Below are 16,946 nucleotides of genomic sequence, written 5' to 3' on the forward strand. Positions count from 1 at the left end.
AAGCTGGTGAGCTGCCTGGTTCAGCGATCTAGTTGATAAGAAGACGCTGGAGTTGGTCTATCTTCTGATCGCTTCCGGAGGCACCCGATCCGCCCTTGACTCCTCGTGCGCCGGGGTCCCTTGTTCTCTCGGGTGATTGATGCGGGTTTTTCAGGGCCTCCACCGGTAGCGCCGGACCGTCAGTTGTTGTCATGCATCCCAAGACGCACATGAGAGTCTTCTCATCGGCTTCTTTTATTTCCTTCATTTGGCCTTCCTACTCTTGAAACAAGAGATGAACTTTCGGTGAAAGGTAAATAAAATGTTGTCATTCTGGATGGGTTTGGCCGCCAACGTCGTTGGCATGACCGTGCTGGTGTACTTCGTCTACTTCCGCCGGCACTTCCGCCGTGATCTGGTCCTTGCCTACATCGCGTTGAGCATGGGCATCTTCGCGGTCACCATGCTGCTGTCCGGCTCGGGCGCCGGGGTTGGCCTGGGCATGGGCCTGTTCGGCATCCTTTCGATCATCCGCCTGAGGTCTGACACCCTGACCCAGGAGGAAGTTGCCTACTACTTCATCTCGCTGGCCATCGGCCTGGTCAACGGCCTGCATCCGGACCCGGCTTGGTTCTCCCCGGCGGTGACCGCGGCCCTGGTCGTGGTGATGTTCTTCGCCGACCATCCCGGCTTCGCCCCGCGCACCCAACGCCAGACAGTGACCCTGGAAAAGGCCTACCCGCGCTCGGAAGATCTGGCCCGGGCCCTGGAGGAGCTGCTGGGCGCCAAGGTCCTGCGTACCGTGGTCATCGAGCTGGACATGGTCCGCGACCTGACCATTGTGGACGTGCGTTTCCGGGTCGGCCCGAGCCGCGGCGAGCGGGAATCCGGCGGTTCGTACCAGCTGGCCAACGCGCCCCGGCAGAATGCGCCGGTCGCCCAGGAGACGTGGTCCTGATGCAGCCGCTCGCAGGCCGCGCCAAAGCCGCGCTGGAAGAAGCAGTGGTGTGCCGTGCACCTATCGGCCTAGACGAGGTGATCGACCAGGCGGCCCTGCAGACCCGCGTGGACCGCAAGTTCCTGCTCACCGCCCAAGAGTTCACGGCCCTGGCGCAGCGGCTGCGGGAGGATTTCAAGATCATGGAGATCGACGGTCTGCGGACCTTCCGCTACGAATCGGTCTACTTCGACACCGAGGATTTCGCCCAGTACCGCGCGCACCGCCAGGGGCGCCGGCGCCGCTACAAGGTGCGCAGCCGCACCTATGCGGACACCGGGCTGTCGATGTTCGAGATCAAGACCAAGGGCCTGCGCGGCGCCACCGTGAAACACCGCATCGAACAGGAACTGGACGACGCGGGGCGGCTGACCGACAGCTCGCTGGAGTTCCTGAACCAGGTGGTGTCCAGGGAATACGGCGAAGAGGTGCCCGATTTGATGCCGGTGCTGGACAGCTCCTACATCCGCAGCACCTTCGTGAACCCGCTGGACGGGGAACGGGTCACCTGCGACGTGGAGCTGGAGTACGCCAACGGCCGGCAGCAGGTGCAGGGGCCGGACTTGGTGGTGGTGGAAACCAAGTCAGCGGACGGGCGCGGAGTCAGCGACCAGGCGCTGGCGGCACTGGGAATCCGCCCGGTGAGCATGAGCAAGTACTGCATCGGCATTGCGCTGCTCAATCCGCAGCTTCCTGCCAACAAGTGGAGCCGGCTGCTGGAGCAGCGTTTCGGGTCGTCCCGGCATGCCAGCGGTCCGCGACCCGCTTCGAAGCTCCGGGGCACCGGGCCCTGGCAGGCCGCCGCTAGCTAGCGCGGCCGGCGCCTCCGGCCCCCTCCACGGAAGGCGCTCCTCAATGCCTTGGCCGCCAGCCCCGCAAGGGGACAGGCGGCCAAGGCATTGGTTTTGCGGGATCCTAGGATTCGCGGGCCAGCCTGTAGCCGACGCCGCGCACCGTCTCGAAACGCTCCCCGCCCAGCTTGTTGCGCAGGTAGCGCACGTACACGTCCACCACGTTGGAGCCGGGGTCGAAGTCGTAGCCCCAGACCCTGGAGAGCAGCTGCTCGCGGCTGAGCACCAGCCCCGGGTTGCGCAGGAAGGCCTCGGCCAGTGAGAATTCCCGGGCTGACAGGTCCACCTCGACACCGTCGACAGTGACCAGACGGCGCAGCAGATCCATTTCCATGTTTCCGTGCGAAAGGACCGAGACGTCGGAGGACGAGTCTTCGGTGCGCAGCCGCAGCCGCACCCGGGCCAGCAGCTCGTCGAAGTGGAAGGGCTTGGCCATGTAGTCGTCCGCGCCGTTCTGCAACCCGGCCACGGTGTCGTCCACGCTGTTTCGGGCGGTCAGGATGATCACCGGGACGTCGATGTGCGATTCGCGCATCCGACGCAGCAGGCTGAAGCCGTCCTCGTCCGGCAGCCCCAGGTCCAAGATGATCAGCTCGAAATTCCCGGACCGGGCCTGGGCGTAGCCCTCGCGCGCGGTGGCGCAGACGGTGGGGATGAAGCCGGCGGCCTTCAAGCCCTTGGCAATGAAGGAGCTGATTCGCGGTTCGTCTTCGATGATCAGGATGAGGCTCATACGCTGTGGGCTCCTTCGGCCAAGGGGATGTCGATGTAGAACGTCGAACCGCTGCCGGGCACGGAATCCACCCAGACCGATCCGCCGTGGGAATCGGCGATGGCCGATACGATATTCAGGCCCAGCCCGGAGCCCTTGGCCCGGTCGCTGTTCTGGCCGCGGCCGAAGCGCTCGAAGATCCGTTCAAGGTCTTCGGGGGCGATGCCCACGCCGGCATCGTGCACCCAGAGGCGCAGCACCGGCGCCTTGTCCTGCTCTTCGAGCATGGCCGAGCCTAAATCGATGCGCGAACCCTCGTCGGAGAATTTCACGGCGTTGGCGGCCAGTTGCAACATGGCCTGGGTAATGCGGGCCGGGTCCAGGGTGACGTTGGCTTCCTCGCGGTGGCCGATGCGCCAGTCGCGGTTTCCCAGCGCGCGGACCTTGTCCAGGATTTCGTCCAGCAGGGTGCCGATGTCGGTCGGCTTGGCGGACAGGAAATCCGCGCGATTGGCCCCAGCCAGGGTCATCAGGTCGTTGATCAGCAGCGACATGCGCTTCAGTTCGTCCAGTGCGATGTCCTTGGTCTGGGCGACGTCCTCGGAATCCTGGACATCCATGAGCTCCAGGTGGCCGCGGATGATGGTCACCGGGGTGCGCAGCTCGTGGCCCACGTCGTCCAGCAGCTGGCGCTGGGAATTCAGTGCGTCCTGAAGCCGGTCAAGCATGTCGTTGACGGTGACCGTCAACTCCGCGAACTCGTCGTCCCCGGTGACCTCGATGCGCGAGGACTGGTCGGATTCGGAGATCTGGCGGGCGGTGTCGCGCAGCCGGCGGATGGGTTCGAGCATGCGCCCGACAATCAGGTAGGCCGCACCTCCGGCAAGCAGCATTACCACCAGGCCCACGCCGAAGAACACCATGAACTGCTTGTTGATGCGGCTGACTTCGGCCGTGTAGTCGTAGGCCAGCACGAAGCGTGCTGGCTTGGGGTCGGAGGAGAGCTGGATCGGAACCACGATGGCGCGGTATTCGCTCAGTTCAGTCTCGAAATTCTCGATGCGCACATGCTGGTCCGCGGCGCTGGTCTTGGCCCATTCCAGGAACTGCGGGTCTTCCTCCAGCCGCATTTCCACGGTGGCGGGGGCAGTCCACTGCAGCTGGTCAGCGCTCAAACCCACCATGCCCTGGTAGCGGGCGGGCAGCGTGCGCTGCATGGCGGTGTAGAGCAGGTCCTCGGCGTGCTTGAAGCCGTTGCCGGTCTGCGGATCGATGCCGGTTTCCGCCAGCACCCGGAATTCCTCCACGGTGCGGGTCAGTGAATCATCCAGGCGCGCGTTGAGCTCCTGGCGTTCGTAGACGTAGATCGCGGCACCGGAGACCGCCAGGGCGAAGCCAACCAGAAGGATCATCGAGGCGAGCACGCGGGCTCGGATGGAGACCCGGCGACGCGGCGGTCTGCTAGTCGTCGTCATCATCGTCGTCATCGTAGGCGTCGTCGTCCCAAGCGTCGTCATCATCCACTGGGGCCTTCGGCGGAAGCGGTTTGACCGGACCTTGGGTGGGCTTGGGAGAGCTGGTTTTCGAAGGCCTCGGCTTGCTGGAGGCCGAGGGGCTCGCCGAGGCCGACGGGCTGGCCGGTTCCTTGGGGTCTTTGCTCGGGGTAGGCGCGGCCGACGGGTCGGCAGGTTCCCCGGTACGCTCGGCGAAGCCGGCGTCCTCGCTGGGCACCTCGGATTGGTGGACGACGATGCCCGGGCCCAGATCCCTCTGGGAAGGTCCGGAGACCAACTGAGCCAGAGCCGCGATTCCCGCTCCGATGATGGCGAGAGCCGCGACCAGGCCAATCGCCCGAAGCGCTATGCGTTTTCCCATGTCCTCATTCTCGTCGTGCCAGATGAGACGAACATGAGAAAACGGCTCATCGTGTGGTGTGCTCCCCAATCGCAGCAAGGCTCATGATACGGCCATGTGAAATAAAAATCATCAGGTCATCGAGGGTTCGCAGAATTCTTCGAATGATGTGGTGCGACGGCGCAGTCCGCAGCGCAGGCACCTGGATTTCAGCGGATGTTCACCTGACGTCCACCGGCACCCCGGCTAGCGCAGGTGCTCGAAGATGATATTCGTCTGCGTGGAGGAGAACGCACGGTTAGATCCCAGATGGCTCGCGACGAAAGTGCGCAACTCGTCGATGGACCGGGTGGCGACCCTGATGAGCAGGTCCGGGGTGCCGCCGAGCACGAAAACGTCGCGGACCGGAGGCAGCGCCGCCAGGGCCTTGGCCGCGGGAAGCATCCGGTCCCTGGCCTGCGGGGCGACGATCACGGAGATCATCGCGTTGACCGTGACACCCAGCAGCTTCTCGTTGATCTTGGCCTCGTAGCCCTCGATCACCCCGCGGGTGCGCAGCATCTTGACGCGTCCCAGGCAGGTCGAAGGAGCCAAGCCCACCCGCTGCGCCAAGACGTTGTTCGCCAGGCGGGCATCCCGGCTCAGTTCGACGAGGATCGCCAAGTCAACCTCGTCGATGTGAACGGAATTCGCCGAGTCGGCCCCCGAAACTGCCCATACTGAATCCGGCACGGATCAGCCTCCCTATTATTTGCAAAAATTCGGAACCCAAGAAATTTTCCTGCTTCTGATTCTACGATGGAGGGACATTCATGGCATCCAGGAAGGGAAGCACAGCGTGCAGACGGTACACACCCGCGAGGAATTGGCACAGCTCGACGCGCAGGATCCGCTGCGCCGGTTCAAGAACCGCTTCGCACTGCCCGAATCGGTGATCTACCTCGACGGCAACTCGCTCGGTGCGCTGCCCCATGGCGCGGCCGAACGCGCGGCGCAGGTCGTCACCGCAGAATGGGGCCAAGGCCTGATCCGCTCCTGGAACGAAGCCGGCTGGTTTGAGCTTCCGCTGGTGCTCGGCGACAAGCTGGGCCAGCTGCTGGGAGCGAACCCCCGCGAAACCGCTATCACGGACACCACCAGTCTGAACCTGTTCAAGGCGCTGGCCTCCGCGCTGCGCACCCAGAAGTCTGATGCGCCGCACCGCCGAGTCATCATCACCGAACGGGACAACTTCCCGACCGACATCTACATCGCCGAGGGACTGGCCGACCTGGTCAACTCGCTGTCGCAGGAAACGGGTGTGCCCTACGAGGTCAAGCTCATCGATGACGAGGCCTCGCTGCGCGCGGCCCTGGGTGATGACACCGCCGTGCTGGCGCTGTCCCACGTCAACTACCGGACCGGTTCCATGTGGGACATGAATCAGATCACCGCCGCCGCCCACGACGCCGGCGCGCTGGTTATCTGGGACCTGGCCCATGCCGCCGGTGCGGTCCCGGTAGACCTGAACGGCGCGGACGCGGACTACGCGGTGGGCTGCACCTACAAGTACCTCAATGGCGGGCCCGGATCCCCGGCCTTCATCTGGGTCAACGCCCGCCACCACGACCGCTTCTGGCAGCCGCTGTCCGGCTGGTGGTCGCACAACGCCCCGTTCGAGATGGCCGAGCACTACACCCCGGCCAACGACGTGCGCCGCTTCATGTGCGGCACCCAGCCGGTGACCTCCCTGGCCATGATCGAGGTCGGGCTGGATATCGCCCTGGAAGCGGATATGGACGCGGTGCGCGCCGCCTCGCTGGAACTCACCGACCTGTTCATCGAGCTCGTCGAGACCCGCTGCGCCGACCACGGCCTGGAACTGGTCACCCCGCGCGAGCACGCCCAGCGCGGCAGCCACGTCAGCTTCCGCCACGAGCACGGCTACGAGATCATGGCGGCGCTGATCGCCCGCGGCGTCATCGGAGACTACCGCGAGCCGGAGGTCCTGCGTTTCGGCATCACCCCGCTGTACCTCTCGCGCACCGACATCTGGGATGCGGTGGAAATCCTGCGTGAGATTCTGCACACCGGCGACTGGCAGCGCGAAGAGTTCACGGTCCGAAATGCCGTGACCTAGGCGGTATCCGCCAGACCCCGGATCTTCGGCGAAGATCCGGGGTGAAAGCTCCCGAGTACGCTTAGACGCGGCGCGCAAATGAAGATCCGCGTGCCGCACACGTACACAGCAGGGAGCATCGTTGGCGCAGCAGCCGGTTGGAACCAAGGGGCCCGGCCCCGGCCTGAAGAAATCGCTGACCCCTGCCCAGATGGCGATGATCGCCCTGGGCAGCGCCATCGGCACCGGACTGTTCGCCGGCAGCAAGCTCGCCATCGCGATGGCAGGCCCCTCGGTCATCTTCAGCTACGTGCTGGGGGGAGTGATCGCGCTGCTGGTCATGGGAGCGCTCGCCGAAATGACCGTGAAGCAGCCGGTGGCCGGCTCCTTCGGCGTGTACGCCGAACGCTACCTCGGCCGCTACGCCGGCTACCTGACCAAATACATGTACTGGTCAGCGCTGATCTTTGCGGTCGGCACGGAGGTCAGCGCCATCGGCGAATACATGCAGTTCTGGTTCCCCGAGGTGCCCGGGGTGCTGTGGGTGCTGCTGTTCTCCGCCGCCCTGCTCGCGGTGAACTTCTCCAGCGTGAAGGTCTTCGGCACCACCGAATACTGGTTCTCCGCCATCAAGGTCTTCGCGGTCATCGCCTTCATCGTCATCGCCGCCTGGCTGGTGTTCCACGACCCGGCCGACGGCTTCGGGTTCGCGAACTACAGCGTTGATTCGGGCTTCTTCGCCAACGGCCTGTCGGGCACCTGGAGCGCGGTGATCGTGGCGATCTTCTCCTACATGGGCATCGAAGCGATTTCCATCGCGGCCGCCGAGGCCCGCAACCCGCAGCTCGCGGTGCGCAAGGCCTTCAAGGTCTCCTTCCTGCGCCTGCTGCTGTTCTACGTGCTGACCATGGCGCTGATCCTTGCCATTGCGCCGACCAGCGAACTGATCTCCGGCGGTTCGCCGTTTGTCACCGTCATGGATCAGGTGGGCATCCCCTTTGCCAGCTCGGTGCTGAACTTCGTGCTGATCATCGCGGCCCTGTCGGCGATGAACGCCCAGCTCTACGCGGCGACCCGCATGCTGCACTCGCTGGCAGATGCAGGCCATGCCCCGAAGCTGGCGCACCGCACCAGCCGCAACGGCTCCCCGGTGCATGCAGTGTGGATGTCAGGCGGAGGCATCGCCGTGGCGGCGATCGCCGTTGCGGTGCTCCCCGAGGGAGGCTTCGGCCTGATGATGTCGCTGGCCACCTTCGGCGCGCTGGCCACCTGGTTCATGATCCTGTTGACCCACGTCAGCTTCCGCCGTCAGGCCGCCCGCGAGCGCAGCCCGCTGGAATTCAAGCTGCCGGGCTACCCCGCGGCTTCCATCCTCGGGGCGGCGCTGCTGGGCGGGCTGCTGCTGACCACGTTGTTCGTCGAGGAATTCAAGTTCACGCTGGTCTTCGGCCTGCCGTTTGTGGTCGTGATGTCGCTGCTGTACTGGCTGGTTTTCGCCCGCCGGCAGCCCGTGGCGCGCAGCTGACTACGCGCGCAGCCGGAAGAACGAGCTGCCCGCCACCAGATGCGATCCGGGGATCAGGGCGATCTTCAAATCGGGATTGAACTGGCCCTCGATCTGGGTTCCCGGATCTACGGCGGCGCTCAGCGCCGTCGGATCGAGCGGTTCCAGAATCCATTCGCGCGGGCCCGCGCCGATATGCAGCAACCCGGTGCCGCCGTCCAACTGCAGCCAGGCGCTGATCCAGTCATTGGCGAAGCGGGGCAGGGGGTTGGCTGTCAGCGGCTTCGCGGCCAGGCCGAGATGGGTTTGCTTGCTCATGGGTCCACGCCTTTGCAGGTTGTTGTCCTTGCCCGAAGCGCCGGATGCGCCGCGAGCCGCTTCGTCATCCGAGCCACCCGCCGTACAACTGTGTGGGGTTGGCGCCTGATCGGTCGGAGCCTTGCCGGAACCCGTGGGGTTCCCAGCGATCAGATCTCGTGAAGCTGGCTCCATGCTATAAAACCGTTTCGGTGCGGGGGAAGCGGCGGCGGCGATCCGCACGCCGCTCGGTCACAATTGGTCGCGGAACGACATGCAGTGTCATGGAGGAATGGGTCCCGGGCGCTAAAATCGTAGGTGGTCTGCCGCTGGCAGGCCGATGGATTCGACAAGGGGCGACTGTGGCCAAGCTGTATTTCCGATACGGGGCAATGAACTCGGGCAAATCGACGAGCTTGCTGCAGGCCGCCTTCAACTACGAAGAGCGCGGGCAGCGGATCCTGCTGGCCAAGCCCGGGGTGGACACCAAGGGGGAGAGCTCGATCGTTTCCCGGCTCGGACTGAGCCGTGCGGTGGACCTGATTGTGTCGCCCTTGGACAACGTCCGCGAGCAGTTCGCGGCACTGGCTTCGGGCGACGACCCGGACGCGCTCGTCCCGCACATCGACGCTCCGCCCGTGGCCTGCCTGCTGGTGGACGAAGCCCAGTTCCTGAGCCGGCAGCAGGTCGACGACCTGTTGCGTATTGCAGTGCTCGATGACGTTCCGGTGCTGGCCTACGGCATCCGCACGGACTTCCGCACCCATGCGTTCCCCGGCTCGGCCCGGCTCATGGAGCTGGCGCACTCGCTTGAAGAGTTGAAAACGATTTGCCGCTGCGGGCGCAAGGCCATGTTCAACACCCGGCGCATCGGCCAGAACGTGGTGTTCGACGGGGACCAGGTGGCCATCGACGGCGAGGACGTTTGGTACGAATCGCTGTGCGCGGCCTGCTATCTGGAGCTTTCCGGGGGAACGCTCGGTTAATCCTGCGCGGGGGCTGGCGCCGGGGAAAGCAGCCCGGCGACGGCCCGCTGCAGGCCCCAGTCGTAGCCGTCGCTTTCCTCCGAGTCCACGTCCAGCTGGATGAGGTTCTGGCGGTAGGCGACCGAGCCCAGCACGTGGTTGAGCAAAAGCTGCTGGCCGAAGCGCGCCTGCTCGGCAGTCAGCCCGGCCCGTTGCAAGAGGGCACGCAGGAGCAGCACCGGCTGAAGGTCCTTCACCTGCATGGCGCTGGCAACCTCGATGACCTCGGGGCTGTCCTGGATGGGAAGCAGCGCCAGATAGAGCTTGCGCATCAATTGCAGCACCGCCTCGCCCGGCGAAGCGAAGTCCTCGGCCCGCACCGCGAGCGCCGGGGTGTTCAGCAGCTTCGCCGCGACCTGGGCCAGCAGCTCCTGCTTGTTCTTCACGTGCCAGTACAGGGCGCCGACCTGGACATCCAGTTCCTTGGCCAGTCGACGCATCGACAAATCAGCCAATCCGAACTGTTGCAGGATGTCGACCGCGGTATCCACGACCGTTAACTGAGTCAATGCCATGCCTCAAGTCTAGACGTACGCCCTGTCCCACGGACCGGCGGCTATGCGCCGGCGAACTGGTGCTGCAGGATTTCAGCCTCCCCTGCGGCCGGTTGCGCGTGCTGGTGCGCCAGCCGCCGGATTAACGGACCCAGCTGGGCAGCAGCAGTCTGCGAGTGCTCCGGGTGCCACTGCACCGCTGTGGCCTTGGCGGAGTCGTGGACCACTGCCTCGATCACGCCGTCGCTGGACATGGCCGCGATCTGCAGCCCCGCCCCGAGGGCGTGGATGGCTTGATGGTGCGAGCATAGGTGGAGGTCCCCGGACGACAAGTCTTCGGCCAGCGCTTCGGCGACAAAGCCCACACGGGTCTGCGCAAACGGATCCGTCCCTTCGCGCCGGTGGTCCTGCACGTTGTGCAGGTGCTGCACCAGGGTTCCTCCCAAGGCGACGTTGAGCAGCTGCATGCCCCGGCAGATGCCCAGCAGGGGAGTGCCGGTGGCCATTGCGTAGCGGATGGCGGCGATCTGAATGCGGTCGGCCTGCGGCTCGTGGGTTCCGGATCCCGGGTAGTCTTCAGGGCCGTTGTAGAATTCCGGGTCCACATCTTCGCCGCCCATGATGATGACGGCATCCGAACAGTCCACGAGCTGCTGCACCTGTTCCAAGGACAGCTGCCAGGTCGCGACAAGTTCCGGTTCATGCCCCTCCGCGAGGATCTGTGTGGCGGCGCTGGCATTGAGCTCGTCCAGCTCCAGCTGGAATCCGGGGTCGTGCTCGCGAGTGTCGCGGATATGCAGGACGGCAATTTTCATCGGTTCCATGTCGGGCTCCATTTGGCCTTGGCCGCTCCCGGCAGATGCGTCGGAGCGGTAAATTCGCGGGGTGCCCTGCCAGTGTAAAACCGCGTGATTTCGTGATTAGGTCAGGATTGTTTCACCGGGATTTCCGGAAATTCTTCAATAGCCTTCCGTTAACAATCCCGTGCTGGCGTGTATGAATGTGCTCTCGAAAATACTCCCGGAGTGAATGCGAGGCAAAAATTATTTCGGGCAGCGACGCGCAATTTACATAAATGTCACGACCGCGATATGTGGCTCGAATAATGAAACATTCTGTTTCTTCGCAGAAACAAAATCGAAAGCACCGCGGAATCTCACGTCGATAGTTTGAACCCACTCGCACTCAAACTCTTCGAAAGGGGTCCCGAGATGGAAGCTGCTGACATGGCTTGGCTGCTGGCTGCATTCGCCATGGTCCTGCTGATGTTTCCTGGGCTGGCAATGCTGTACGGCGGCATGCTCAACGGACGCAACGTATTGAACATGATGCTCATGGTGCTCAGTTCACTGGCCGTGACCGGCGTCGTCTACGTCGTGGTCGGCCACGGGCTTGTACTCGGCGACTCGGTCGGCGGACTGGGGCTCATCGGCAACCCGCTGGACTTCTCGTTCTACACCGACTTCATGAGCGATGACGAGGCCGGCGGAACCTTCTGGGCGGCGTTCTACGTCTTGTTCGCCGCGATCTCCGCCGCCCTGGTGGCCTCGGGCGCCGCAGGCCGCATGAAATTCGGATCCTGGCTGGTTTTCGTGGCGTTGTGGGTTCTGGTGGTCTACAGCCCGCTGGCGCACTGGGTCTTCGCCTTCGACAATCCGGAAGCCGGGACCGTGGGCGGTTGGATGCGCAACCAGCTGGGCTTCCATGATTTCGCCGGCGGCACCGCGGTGCACATGAACGCCGGCGCCGCCGGCCTGGCGCTGGCGGTGGTGCTGGGCCGCCGCAAGGCGCAGGCCGGACGTCCGCACAACCTCCCGTTGATGATGATCGGCGTGGGCCTGCTGGCCACCGGCTGGATGGGCTTCAACGGCGGCACGGCCGGGGGCGCGAATTTCCTGGCCCAGTACGTGGTGCTCACCACCTTGCTGTCGCTGTGCGGCGGCATGCTCGGATTCATCGCGATCGAACGGATCCGCGACGGGCATGCCACCATGCTGGGCCTGGGAACCGGCGCGATCGCCGGCATGGTCGGCATCACCCCGGTGGCCGACGTGGTCGGCCCGGTCGGCGCCATCATGGTCGGCTTCTTGGCTGCGGCGGCCGCGGCCTGGGCCATCACCTGGAAACGCCGCCACCGCATCGACGACTCGCTGGATGTCTTCGCGGTGCACGGCATCGCGGGCATCACCGGCTCGCTGTTCGCCACGTTCTTCGCCAACCCGGCGGCTCCCGGCGAGATGGCGGGCATCGTCTTCGGCGGGGCGTTCTCTGAGCTGGGCAGCGAGCTGATCGCCATTGCGGTCACGCTGGGCTACAGCTTCGGCATGACCTTCGCGATCCTGTGGGTCATGAACAAGATCCGCCCGATCCGTGTGGACGAGGCGGACGAGGAAGCCGGACTTGACCGTTCGGTCCATGCCGAAACCGCCTACGACAGCCGTCCGTTCTAAGTCCCGCATCGAAAGGCAGGCAAATGAAACTCGTCACCGCAGTGATCAAGCCGATCCGGCTCGAAAGCGTGTGCGCCGCATTGGAGAAAGCCGGATTCACAGGAATGACCGCCACCGAGGTGCAGGGCCGCGGCGTCCAGGGCGGGCGCACCGAATACTACCGGGGCCAGGAATACTCGGTGAACTTCCGCACCAAGATCCGGCTGGAACTGCTCGTTCCGGACGCGAAGGTGGACAGCGCGCTGGACACCATTCTGGAGGCCGCGCGGACAGGCCCGGATGGCGAAATCGGCGACGGCAAGGTCTGGGTTGCCTCGCTGGAGCAGATCATCCGCGTCCGCACCGGCGAAACCGGCGAAGCGGCCATCTAGAAATCCACCAACCACCAGCTTCCGCACTTCATTCACGAAAGGTCCACCAATGACCGCAATCAACTTCCGCTACCTCAGCGAACAGGACATGATCGCCGCCGGCGTCACCGACATCGCCCGCTGCACCGACGTCATGGAAGAGGCATTGATTCTGCTCCGCAACGGGGACTACATGATGGCCGGCGAAAACGGCAACTCCCACGGGGCGATGATCACCTTCCCCGAGGTGCCGGTCCACGAGGGCATGCCCTGCGACGGCCCGGACCGCCGCTTCATGGCGATGCCCGCCTACCTCGGCGGCCGCTTCGGCACCACCGGGGTCAAGTGGTACGGCTCCAACACCGCCAACCGCGCCAAGGGCCTGCCCCGCTCCATCCACCTGTTCACCCTGAACGACACCGATACCGGGGCGCCGATGGCGATCATGAGCGCCAACCTGCTCAGCGCCTACCGCACCGGGGCGGTGCCGGGCGTGGGCGTCAAGCACCTGGCCAGGGAAGATGCGAAGATCGCCGCCGTGGTGGGGCCGGGGGGTGATCGCCAAGTCCGTCATCGACGCCACGCTGACCCTGCGCCCGGGCATCGACACCGTGCGCATCAAGGGGCGTTCGGCCGCCGGCGTGGAAACCTTTGCCGCGTACATCCGCGAGAACTTCCCGCAGGTGGCCAACGTCATCGCAGCGGAAACCATCGAGGAGGCCATCAAGGACGCGGACATCGTCATGGCTACCACCAGCACGGACATCGAGGGTTCCGGGGCCTTCCCGTACTTCCCGGCCTCCGCCATCAAGCCCGGGGCGCTGTTCCTGCTGCCGGCCGCGGCCAGGTTCGACGACGACTTCGTGATCAACCAGGCCCGCCTGGTGCTCGATGCCCGGGGGCTGTACGACGCCTGGGCCGAGGAATACGACACCCAGGCCTACGAGCTGCTGGGCATCCCCGGTACGCACTTCCACGACCTGATGCGCGAGGGCAAGCTGCCCGAGTCCAAGCTGGAGGAAATCGCGGACGTGGCCACCGGCAAGATCCCCGCGCGCCGCAATGACGAGGAGATCATCCTCTACTCGGTCGGCGGCATGCCGATCGAGGACGTGGCGTGGGCGACGGACCTGTACCGTTCGGCGGAGCAGAAGGACCTCGGCCAGGTGCTGAACCTGTGGCAGGCCCCGGTGCTCGCGTAGCGGCACCCGGCAAGAGACCCGGGCTTCGGAAACGGAGCCCGCATGGATGTAGTTCCCCGGACGGCGGAGTGTGGCCCCCGTCCGGGGAACTGCTATTTAACTGCTATTTAACGTCCGCGCCCGACCGCGTGGCGGGTGGGGCCGGATGCGCCGGACGGCCGATAGCATGGGGTCCTAGTGATGCACGGGGAGGTGCTTGTTGATGAGGCCAGCGGCCGAAGTTCTGTTTTTTGCGGCATCCGGCGCGGGGATTCTTTTGCTGCCGGGCTATGCAGCGGGCTGGCCGCAGCTGGCCCTCGCGGTGGTGTACTGGCTGGCGACACGCAACGCGGCGCGTTCCCAGCCGCGGTCGGTGGCGAGAGTCTACCGCCGCAACACGCTGATCCTCTTTGCCGCATGCTTGGCGGCCCTGCTGGGATTCACCACGGCCGCGGGGCTGCTGCTGCTCGTGCTCGGCCTGGTGGCCGCGGTACGTGCGCGAAACTACGGGCACCCGAATCCCGACCGGAACGATGTCCCGGCGCTGTTGAAGTCCTTCTGACTGGAACGAGCCTCGGGTTGCCGGTGGCAGCTTCGGCGGCGCGGGCGAAAGCCCGGGGCCGCATCCGGAATTCTCCGGATGCGGCCCCGGGCTTTCGCGCAGGGGGTTCGTCTGGCGCGGGGATCAGCTCAACAAGCCCTGCAGCGCGTCAGCCAGTGCCAGCGCGCCGAGCTCGGCATCCGCATCCTCGACGTATTCCTCGGGGGAGTGGGAGATGCCGCTGGGATTGCGGACGAACAGCATGGCGCTGGGAACGTGCCCGGCGAGCACGCCCGCATCATGGCCCGCTCCGGTGTCCAAGACGGGAGCGTTGCCCAGCGACGCGCCCAGCCTGCGGGACAAGTCGGCGTCGAAGCCGACGGTCGGACTGAGCGACTCCTGCGAGAATTCGAAGCCGCAGTCTTCTTCCGCCGCGATCTGCTGCGCGGCGCGGTGGATGTCCTGGACCACGGCTGCGGTGACCGCGTCGTCCGGGTGCCGGACATCCAGCCAGAAATCCACGCGCGAGGCAATGACATTGGTGCCGCCGGGAACGGGGTGCAGCCTTCCGACGGTGGCGCGGGCGTTGTCCTGGGCGCGGGCAATCTGCTGCACGGCGGCGATGGTCCGGCCGGCGGCGACCATGGGGTCGCGGCGGTCGCGCATGAGCGTGGTGCCGGCGTGGTTGCCCTGCCCGGACATGGACAGCTTCCAGCGCCCGTGGCCCAGGATGGATCCGCCCACGGCCACCGGATGCTGCAGCTGTCCAAGCCCGAGCCCCTGTTCCACATGCAGTTCGACAAAGGCGCCGAGCTGTCCGAGCAGCGCCGGATCCGCTCCGATGCGCCGTACGTCCAGCCCATGGTGCGCGGCGATTTCGGCGAAGGTGTTGCCGTCCGGATCGCGCAGGTTCAGCGCCTTGTCCCGGTCGATGGCGCCGGTCAGCAGCCGTGAACCCAGGCAGGCCACCCCGAAGCGGGATCCCTCCTCCTCGGGAAAGACTGCCAAGACCAGTGGGCGGGTGGGTTTCAGGTTCCTGGACCGCAGGATGTCCACGGCGGCCAGCGCGCTGGCTACCCCCAGCGGCCCGTCGAAGGCCCCGCCGCCGGGGACCGAGTCCAGATGGCTTCCGGTGGCCACGGCGTCCGCACGGATCCCGGAGGGAAGGTCCCACCAAGCCCACAGCGCGCCGTTGCCGTCCTGCTCCACGCTCAGCTGCCGCGCGGCGGCCTGCTCGGTGAACCAGCCGCGCAGGTCCAGCTCTGCAGTGGAATACACGGGACGGGTGTAGCCGCCGCGCAGCCGGTCCCGCCCGATGCCGGCGATCTGCCCCATCAGCGAGGCGACGGTGGAAGCGGGGATGGTGCTGGCGGTGTCAAGATGCTGCATGCGATTTCTCCTGCGGGTTCGCTCTAGGCCAGGGCCTTGGCATGGGAGGACAGGCGGAAGAGCTCCGGAACCGTGCCGGTTCCGGTGGCCAGGTCTGCGGCCAGGTCACCGAGCAGCGGGCCGAACTTCGCCCCGTGTCCCGAGCAGGGGGACATGATGGTGATGCCCTGGGCTTCGTCCATGATGAAGTCCTCGGTGGGCGTGGACGTGAAGATGCAGGTGGTCTCCGCATACGGGGTCGGGTCCAGACCGGGCAGGTAGCGCTTGACGTAGTCGATGACGCGTTCGCGGTTGGCCGGATCGATGCGCCCGTCCTGCGCCGCGGCGCTGTCCATTCGGCGCCCGCCCATGTATTCGGCGACCTTTTGACCGCGGAACCCGGCATCGCGTCCGCCAGGCAGGCCATAGGACTTGAATGCTGGATCCTTGTGGATATACGTGGGCCAGGCTAGGCGGGCCTCGGGATCCTGGTTGCGGTAGGGGAAGTGGTATGCGTTTTCCTGGTAGACGTCCATCGTCGGCACGCTGCCTGCGAAGCCCGCGGGCAGCGGCAGGTTGCCCAGCAGCCCGGGCAGCCACCCTCCGGCGGCCACGACGATTCTGGACCCGAGGTAGGAGCGCCCGTCCGCGCTGTTGACCCGGTAGCCGCTGCCGGCTGCTTCAACGGATGCGACGGGCCAGTTGGTTTCGACCCGAGCACCATGCGCCTTGGCCTGGGCGACCATGGCCTGCACCGACCGTTCGGCATCGATGACGCCGGCACCCGGATGCCAAAGCACCTCGGTGTCGAAGTCGATGCCCGCGAAGCGGTCGCGCGCTTCGGCTGCGCTGAGCAGTTCGTGCTCGACTCCCGCGGATTCCAATACCGACGCCAAATGGCGGGGGTTGCGCAATGCCCCGTAGTCGACCGAGCCGTGCGGGGAGATCAGCTGCTGCCCGCTGGCCAGCTCAAGTTCGTCCCAGGCGGTCCGCGCCCTGCAGACCAGATCCGTGTAGAAGCTGTCAGGGTAGGCGTAGCGGAAGATGCGCGCCGAGCCATGCGAACTGGCATCGGCCGCGGCGGGAACCTTGCGCTCGAGCAGTGCGACTTCGTGGCCGCGCTGGGCGAGCTTCCATGCGGCTGCGGCACCGCTCAAGCCCGCTCCGATGACAATGTATTCGGCGGATGGGGCGTGGGTCTTCTGGCTCATTGTGTGCTCCTGGACGACGGTGTGCGATTGTTCC

The 16,946-nt window shown here is 65.6% G+C and carries 18 protein-coding genes and 1 pseudogene; 10 read left to right on the forward strand and 9 right to left on the reverse strand.

Annotation, left to right across the window (positions count from 1 at the left end; translation table 11 throughout):
* Positions 1 to 301: 301 nt before the first annotated feature.
* Both ACTX90_RS01110 and ACTX90_RS01115 read left to right on the forward strand, forming a co-directional pair.
* Positions 302 to 937 carry a DUF4956 domain-containing protein gene (locus tag ACTX90_RS01110; protein ID WP_047118158.1) on the forward strand — a complete coding sequence of 212 codons (636 nt, stop codon included), beginning with the start codon at positions 302 to 304 and terminating at the stop codon, positions 935 to 937.
* Positions 937 to 1,788, forward strand: a complete 852-nt coding sequence (locus ACTX90_RS01115) for a polyphosphate polymerase domain-containing protein (protein ID WP_443442746.1) — start codon at positions 937 to 939, stop codon at positions 1,786 to 1,788. The genes ACTX90_RS01110 and ACTX90_RS01115 overlap by 1 nt, the downstream gene beginning before the upstream one ends.
* A 103-nt stretch (positions 1,789 to 1,891) precedes the next feature.
* On the opposite strand, the gene ACTX90_RS01120 is transcribed toward ACTX90_RS01115, so the two are convergent.
* The 4 genes from ACTX90_RS01120 to ACTX90_RS01135 form a co-directional block, all read right to left on the reverse strand.
* On the reverse strand, positions 1,892 to 2,560 hold the full coding sequence (locus ACTX90_RS01120) for a response regulator transcription factor (RefSeq protein ID WP_047118157.1): 669 nt from the start codon (positions 2,558 to 2,560) through the stop codon (positions 1,892 to 1,894).
* The gene (locus ACTX90_RS01125) at positions 2,557 to 4,017 is read right to left on the reverse strand and encodes a sensor histidine kinase (protein WP_231736031.1); all 1,461 of its coding nucleotides are present in this window, start codon (positions 4,015 to 4,017) and stop codon (positions 2,557 to 2,559) included. Before ACTX90_RS01125 ends, ACTX90_RS01120 begins: the two co-directional genes overlap by 4 nt.
* A complete protein-coding gene (locus ACTX90_RS01130; protein WP_113607565.1) occupies positions 4,001 to 4,414 on the reverse strand; it encodes a hypothetical protein in 414 nt (137 codons plus the stop codon). Before ACTX90_RS01130 ends, ACTX90_RS01125 begins: the two co-directional genes overlap by 17 nt.
* A gap of 225 nt (positions 4,415 to 4,639) precedes the next feature.
* Complete coding sequence (locus ACTX90_RS01135; RefSeq protein ID WP_047118154.1) at positions 4,640 to 5,125, reverse strand: Lrp/AsnC family transcriptional regulator; 486 nt, start codon at positions 5,123 to 5,125, stop codon at positions 4,640 to 4,642.
* 106 nt (positions 5,126 to 5,231) lie between these two features.
* On the opposite strand from ACTX90_RS01135, the gene kynU reads away from it, so the two are divergent.
* Positions 5,232 to 6,512 (forward strand): kynureninase, encoded by a 1,281-nt coding sequence (gene kynU / locus ACTX90_RS01140; protein ID WP_443442748.1) that lies wholly within the window; start codon positions 5,232 to 5,234, stop codon positions 6,510 to 6,512.
* Between the two features lie 121 nt (positions 6,513 to 6,633).
* Entirely contained in the window at positions 6,634 to 8,016 is a 1,383-nt protein-coding gene (locus ACTX90_RS01145; protein ID WP_443442750.1) for an amino acid permease, read from the forward strand.
* Here ACTX90_RS01145 and ACTX90_RS01150 read toward each other — a convergent pair whose 3' ends face one another.
* A complete protein-coding gene (locus ACTX90_RS01150) occupies positions 8,017 to 8,313 on the reverse strand; it encodes a hypothetical protein (protein ID WP_443442752.1) in 297 nt (98 codons plus the stop codon).
* Between the two features lie 341 nt (positions 8,314 to 8,654).
* Here ACTX90_RS01150 and ACTX90_RS01155 point away from each other — a divergent pair, with 341 nt between their 5' ends.
* Complete coding sequence (locus tag ACTX90_RS01155) at positions 8,655 to 9,278, forward strand: thymidine kinase (protein WP_047118150.1); 624 nt, start codon at positions 8,655 to 8,657, stop codon at positions 9,276 to 9,278.
* Here the strand turns inward: ACTX90_RS01155 and ACTX90_RS01160 are convergent.
* Positions 9,275 to 9,832, reverse strand: coding sequence for a TetR/AcrR family transcriptional regulator (locus ACTX90_RS01160; RefSeq protein WP_047118149.1), 558 nt, complete (start codon positions 9,830 to 9,832; stop codon positions 9,275 to 9,277). The genes ACTX90_RS01155 and ACTX90_RS01160 overlap by 4 nt on opposite strands.
* Positions 9,833 to 9,873: 41 nt before the next feature.
* On the reverse strand, positions 9,874 to 10,635 hold the full coding sequence (locus ACTX90_RS01165; protein WP_424678642.1) for a gamma-glutamyl-gamma-aminobutyrate hydrolase family protein: 762 nt from the start codon (positions 10,633 to 10,635) through the stop codon (positions 9,874 to 9,876).
* A 387-nt stretch (positions 10,636 to 11,022) separates the two neighbouring features.
* Between ACTX90_RS01165 and ACTX90_RS01170 the strand changes: the two genes are divergently transcribed.
* The 5 genes and pseudogenes from ACTX90_RS01170 to ACTX90_RS01190 all read left to right on the forward strand — a co-directional run bounded on the left by ACTX90_RS01170 (position 11,023) and on the right by ACTX90_RS01190 (position 14,354).
* Entirely contained in the window at positions 11,023 to 12,261 is a 1,239-nt protein-coding gene (locus tag ACTX90_RS01170; RefSeq protein WP_053797208.1) for an ammonium transporter, read from the forward strand.
* 23 nt (positions 12,262 to 12,284) lie between these two features.
* Positions 12,285 to 12,632 carry a P-II family nitrogen regulator gene (locus ACTX90_RS01175; RefSeq protein ID WP_047118147.1) on the forward strand — a complete coding sequence of 116 codons (348 nt, stop codon included), beginning with the start codon at positions 12,285 to 12,287 and terminating at the stop codon, positions 12,630 to 12,632.
* Between the two features lie 133 nt (positions 12,633 to 12,765).
* Positions 12,766 to 13,095 (forward strand): annotated as a pseudogene (locus ACTX90_RS01180) (tyramine oxidase subunit B); the annotation flags it as partial.
* Positions 13,096 to 13,165: 70 nt separating this feature from the next.
* A complete protein-coding gene (locus ACTX90_RS01185; RefSeq protein WP_443442756.1) occupies positions 13,166 to 13,813 on the forward strand; it encodes a Rossmann-fold NAD(P)-binding domain-containing protein in 648 nt (215 codons plus the stop codon).
* Between the two features lie 202 nt (positions 13,814 to 14,015).
* Positions 14,016 to 14,354: a hypothetical protein gene (locus ACTX90_RS01190; RefSeq protein WP_443442758.1), complete on the forward strand. Its 339-nt coding sequence runs from the start codon at positions 14,016 to 14,018 to the stop codon at positions 14,352 to 14,354.
* A 123-nt stretch (positions 14,355 to 14,477) separates the two neighbouring features.
* On the opposite strand, the gene ACTX90_RS01195 is transcribed toward ACTX90_RS01190, so the two are convergent.
* Both ACTX90_RS01195 and ACTX90_RS01200 read right to left on the reverse strand, forming a co-directional pair.
* On the reverse strand, positions 14,478 to 15,722 hold the full coding sequence (locus tag ACTX90_RS01195; protein WP_443442760.1) for an allantoate amidohydrolase: 1,245 nt from the start codon (positions 15,720 to 15,722) through the stop codon (positions 14,478 to 14,480).
* 23 nt (positions 15,723 to 15,745) lie between these two features.
* Entirely contained in the window at positions 15,746 to 16,912 is a 1,167-nt protein-coding gene (locus ACTX90_RS01200) for an FAD-dependent oxidoreductase (protein ID WP_443442762.1), read from the reverse strand.
* Positions 16,913 to 16,946 lie beyond the last annotated feature (34 nt).

It is taken from the genome of Glutamicibacter soli, from assembly GCF_052322135.1.
Classification (GTDB): Bacteria; Actinomycetota; Actinomycetes; order Actinomycetales; family Micrococcaceae; genus Glutamicibacter; species Glutamicibacter soli.

Excerpts from the sequence above, each read along its gene's own strand:
- ACTX90_RS01110 (WP_047118158.1), top strand. The coding sequence starts at position 302 with ATGTTGTCATTCTGGATGGGTTTGGCCGCCAACGTCGTTGGCATGACC.
- ACTX90_RS01115 (WP_443442746.1), top strand. The coding sequence starts at position 937 with ATGCAGCCGCTCGCAGGCCGCGCCAAAGCCGCGCTGGAAGAAGCAGTG.
- ACTX90_RS01120 (WP_047118157.1), bottom strand. The coding sequence starts at position 2,560 with ATGAGCCTCATCCTGATCATCGAAGACGAACCGCGAATCAGCTCCTTC.
- ACTX90_RS01125 (WP_231736031.1), bottom strand. The coding sequence starts at position 4,017 with ATGATGACGACGACTAGCAGACCGCCGCGTCGCCGGGTCTCCATCCGA.
- ACTX90_RS01130 (WP_113607565.1), bottom strand. The coding sequence starts at position 4,414 with ATGGGAAAACGCATAGCGCTTCGGGCGATTGGCCTGGTCGCGGCTCTC.
- ACTX90_RS01150 (WP_443442752.1), bottom strand. The coding sequence starts at position 8,313 with ATGAGCAAGCAAACCCATCTCGGCCTGGCCGCGAAGCCGCTGACAGCC.
- ACTX90_RS01160 (WP_047118149.1), bottom strand. The coding sequence starts at position 9,832 with ATGGCATTGACTCAGTTAACGGTCGTGGATACCGCGGTCGACATCCTG.
- ACTX90_RS01165 (WP_424678642.1), bottom strand. The coding sequence starts at position 10,635 with ATGGAACCGATGAAAATTGCCGTCCTGCATATCCGCGACACTCGCGAG.
- ACTX90_RS01170 (WP_053797208.1), top strand. The coding sequence starts at position 11,023 with ATGGAAGCTGCTGACATGGCTTGGCTGCTGGCTGCATTCGCCATGGTC.
- ACTX90_RS01175 (WP_047118147.1), top strand. The coding sequence starts at position 12,285 with ATGAAACTCGTCACCGCAGTGATCAAGCCGATCCGGCTCGAAAGCGTG.
- ACTX90_RS01190 (WP_443442758.1), top strand. The coding sequence starts at position 14,016 with ATGAGGCCAGCGGCCGAAGTTCTGTTTTTTGCGGCATCCGGCGCGGGG.
- ACTX90_RS01195 (WP_443442760.1), bottom strand. The coding sequence starts at position 15,722 with ATGCAGCATCTTGACACCGCCAGCACCATCCCCGCTTCCACCGTCGCC.
- ACTX90_RS01200 (WP_443442762.1), bottom strand. The coding sequence starts at position 16,912 with ATGAGCCAGAAGACCCACGCCCCATCCGCCGAATACATTGTCATCGGA.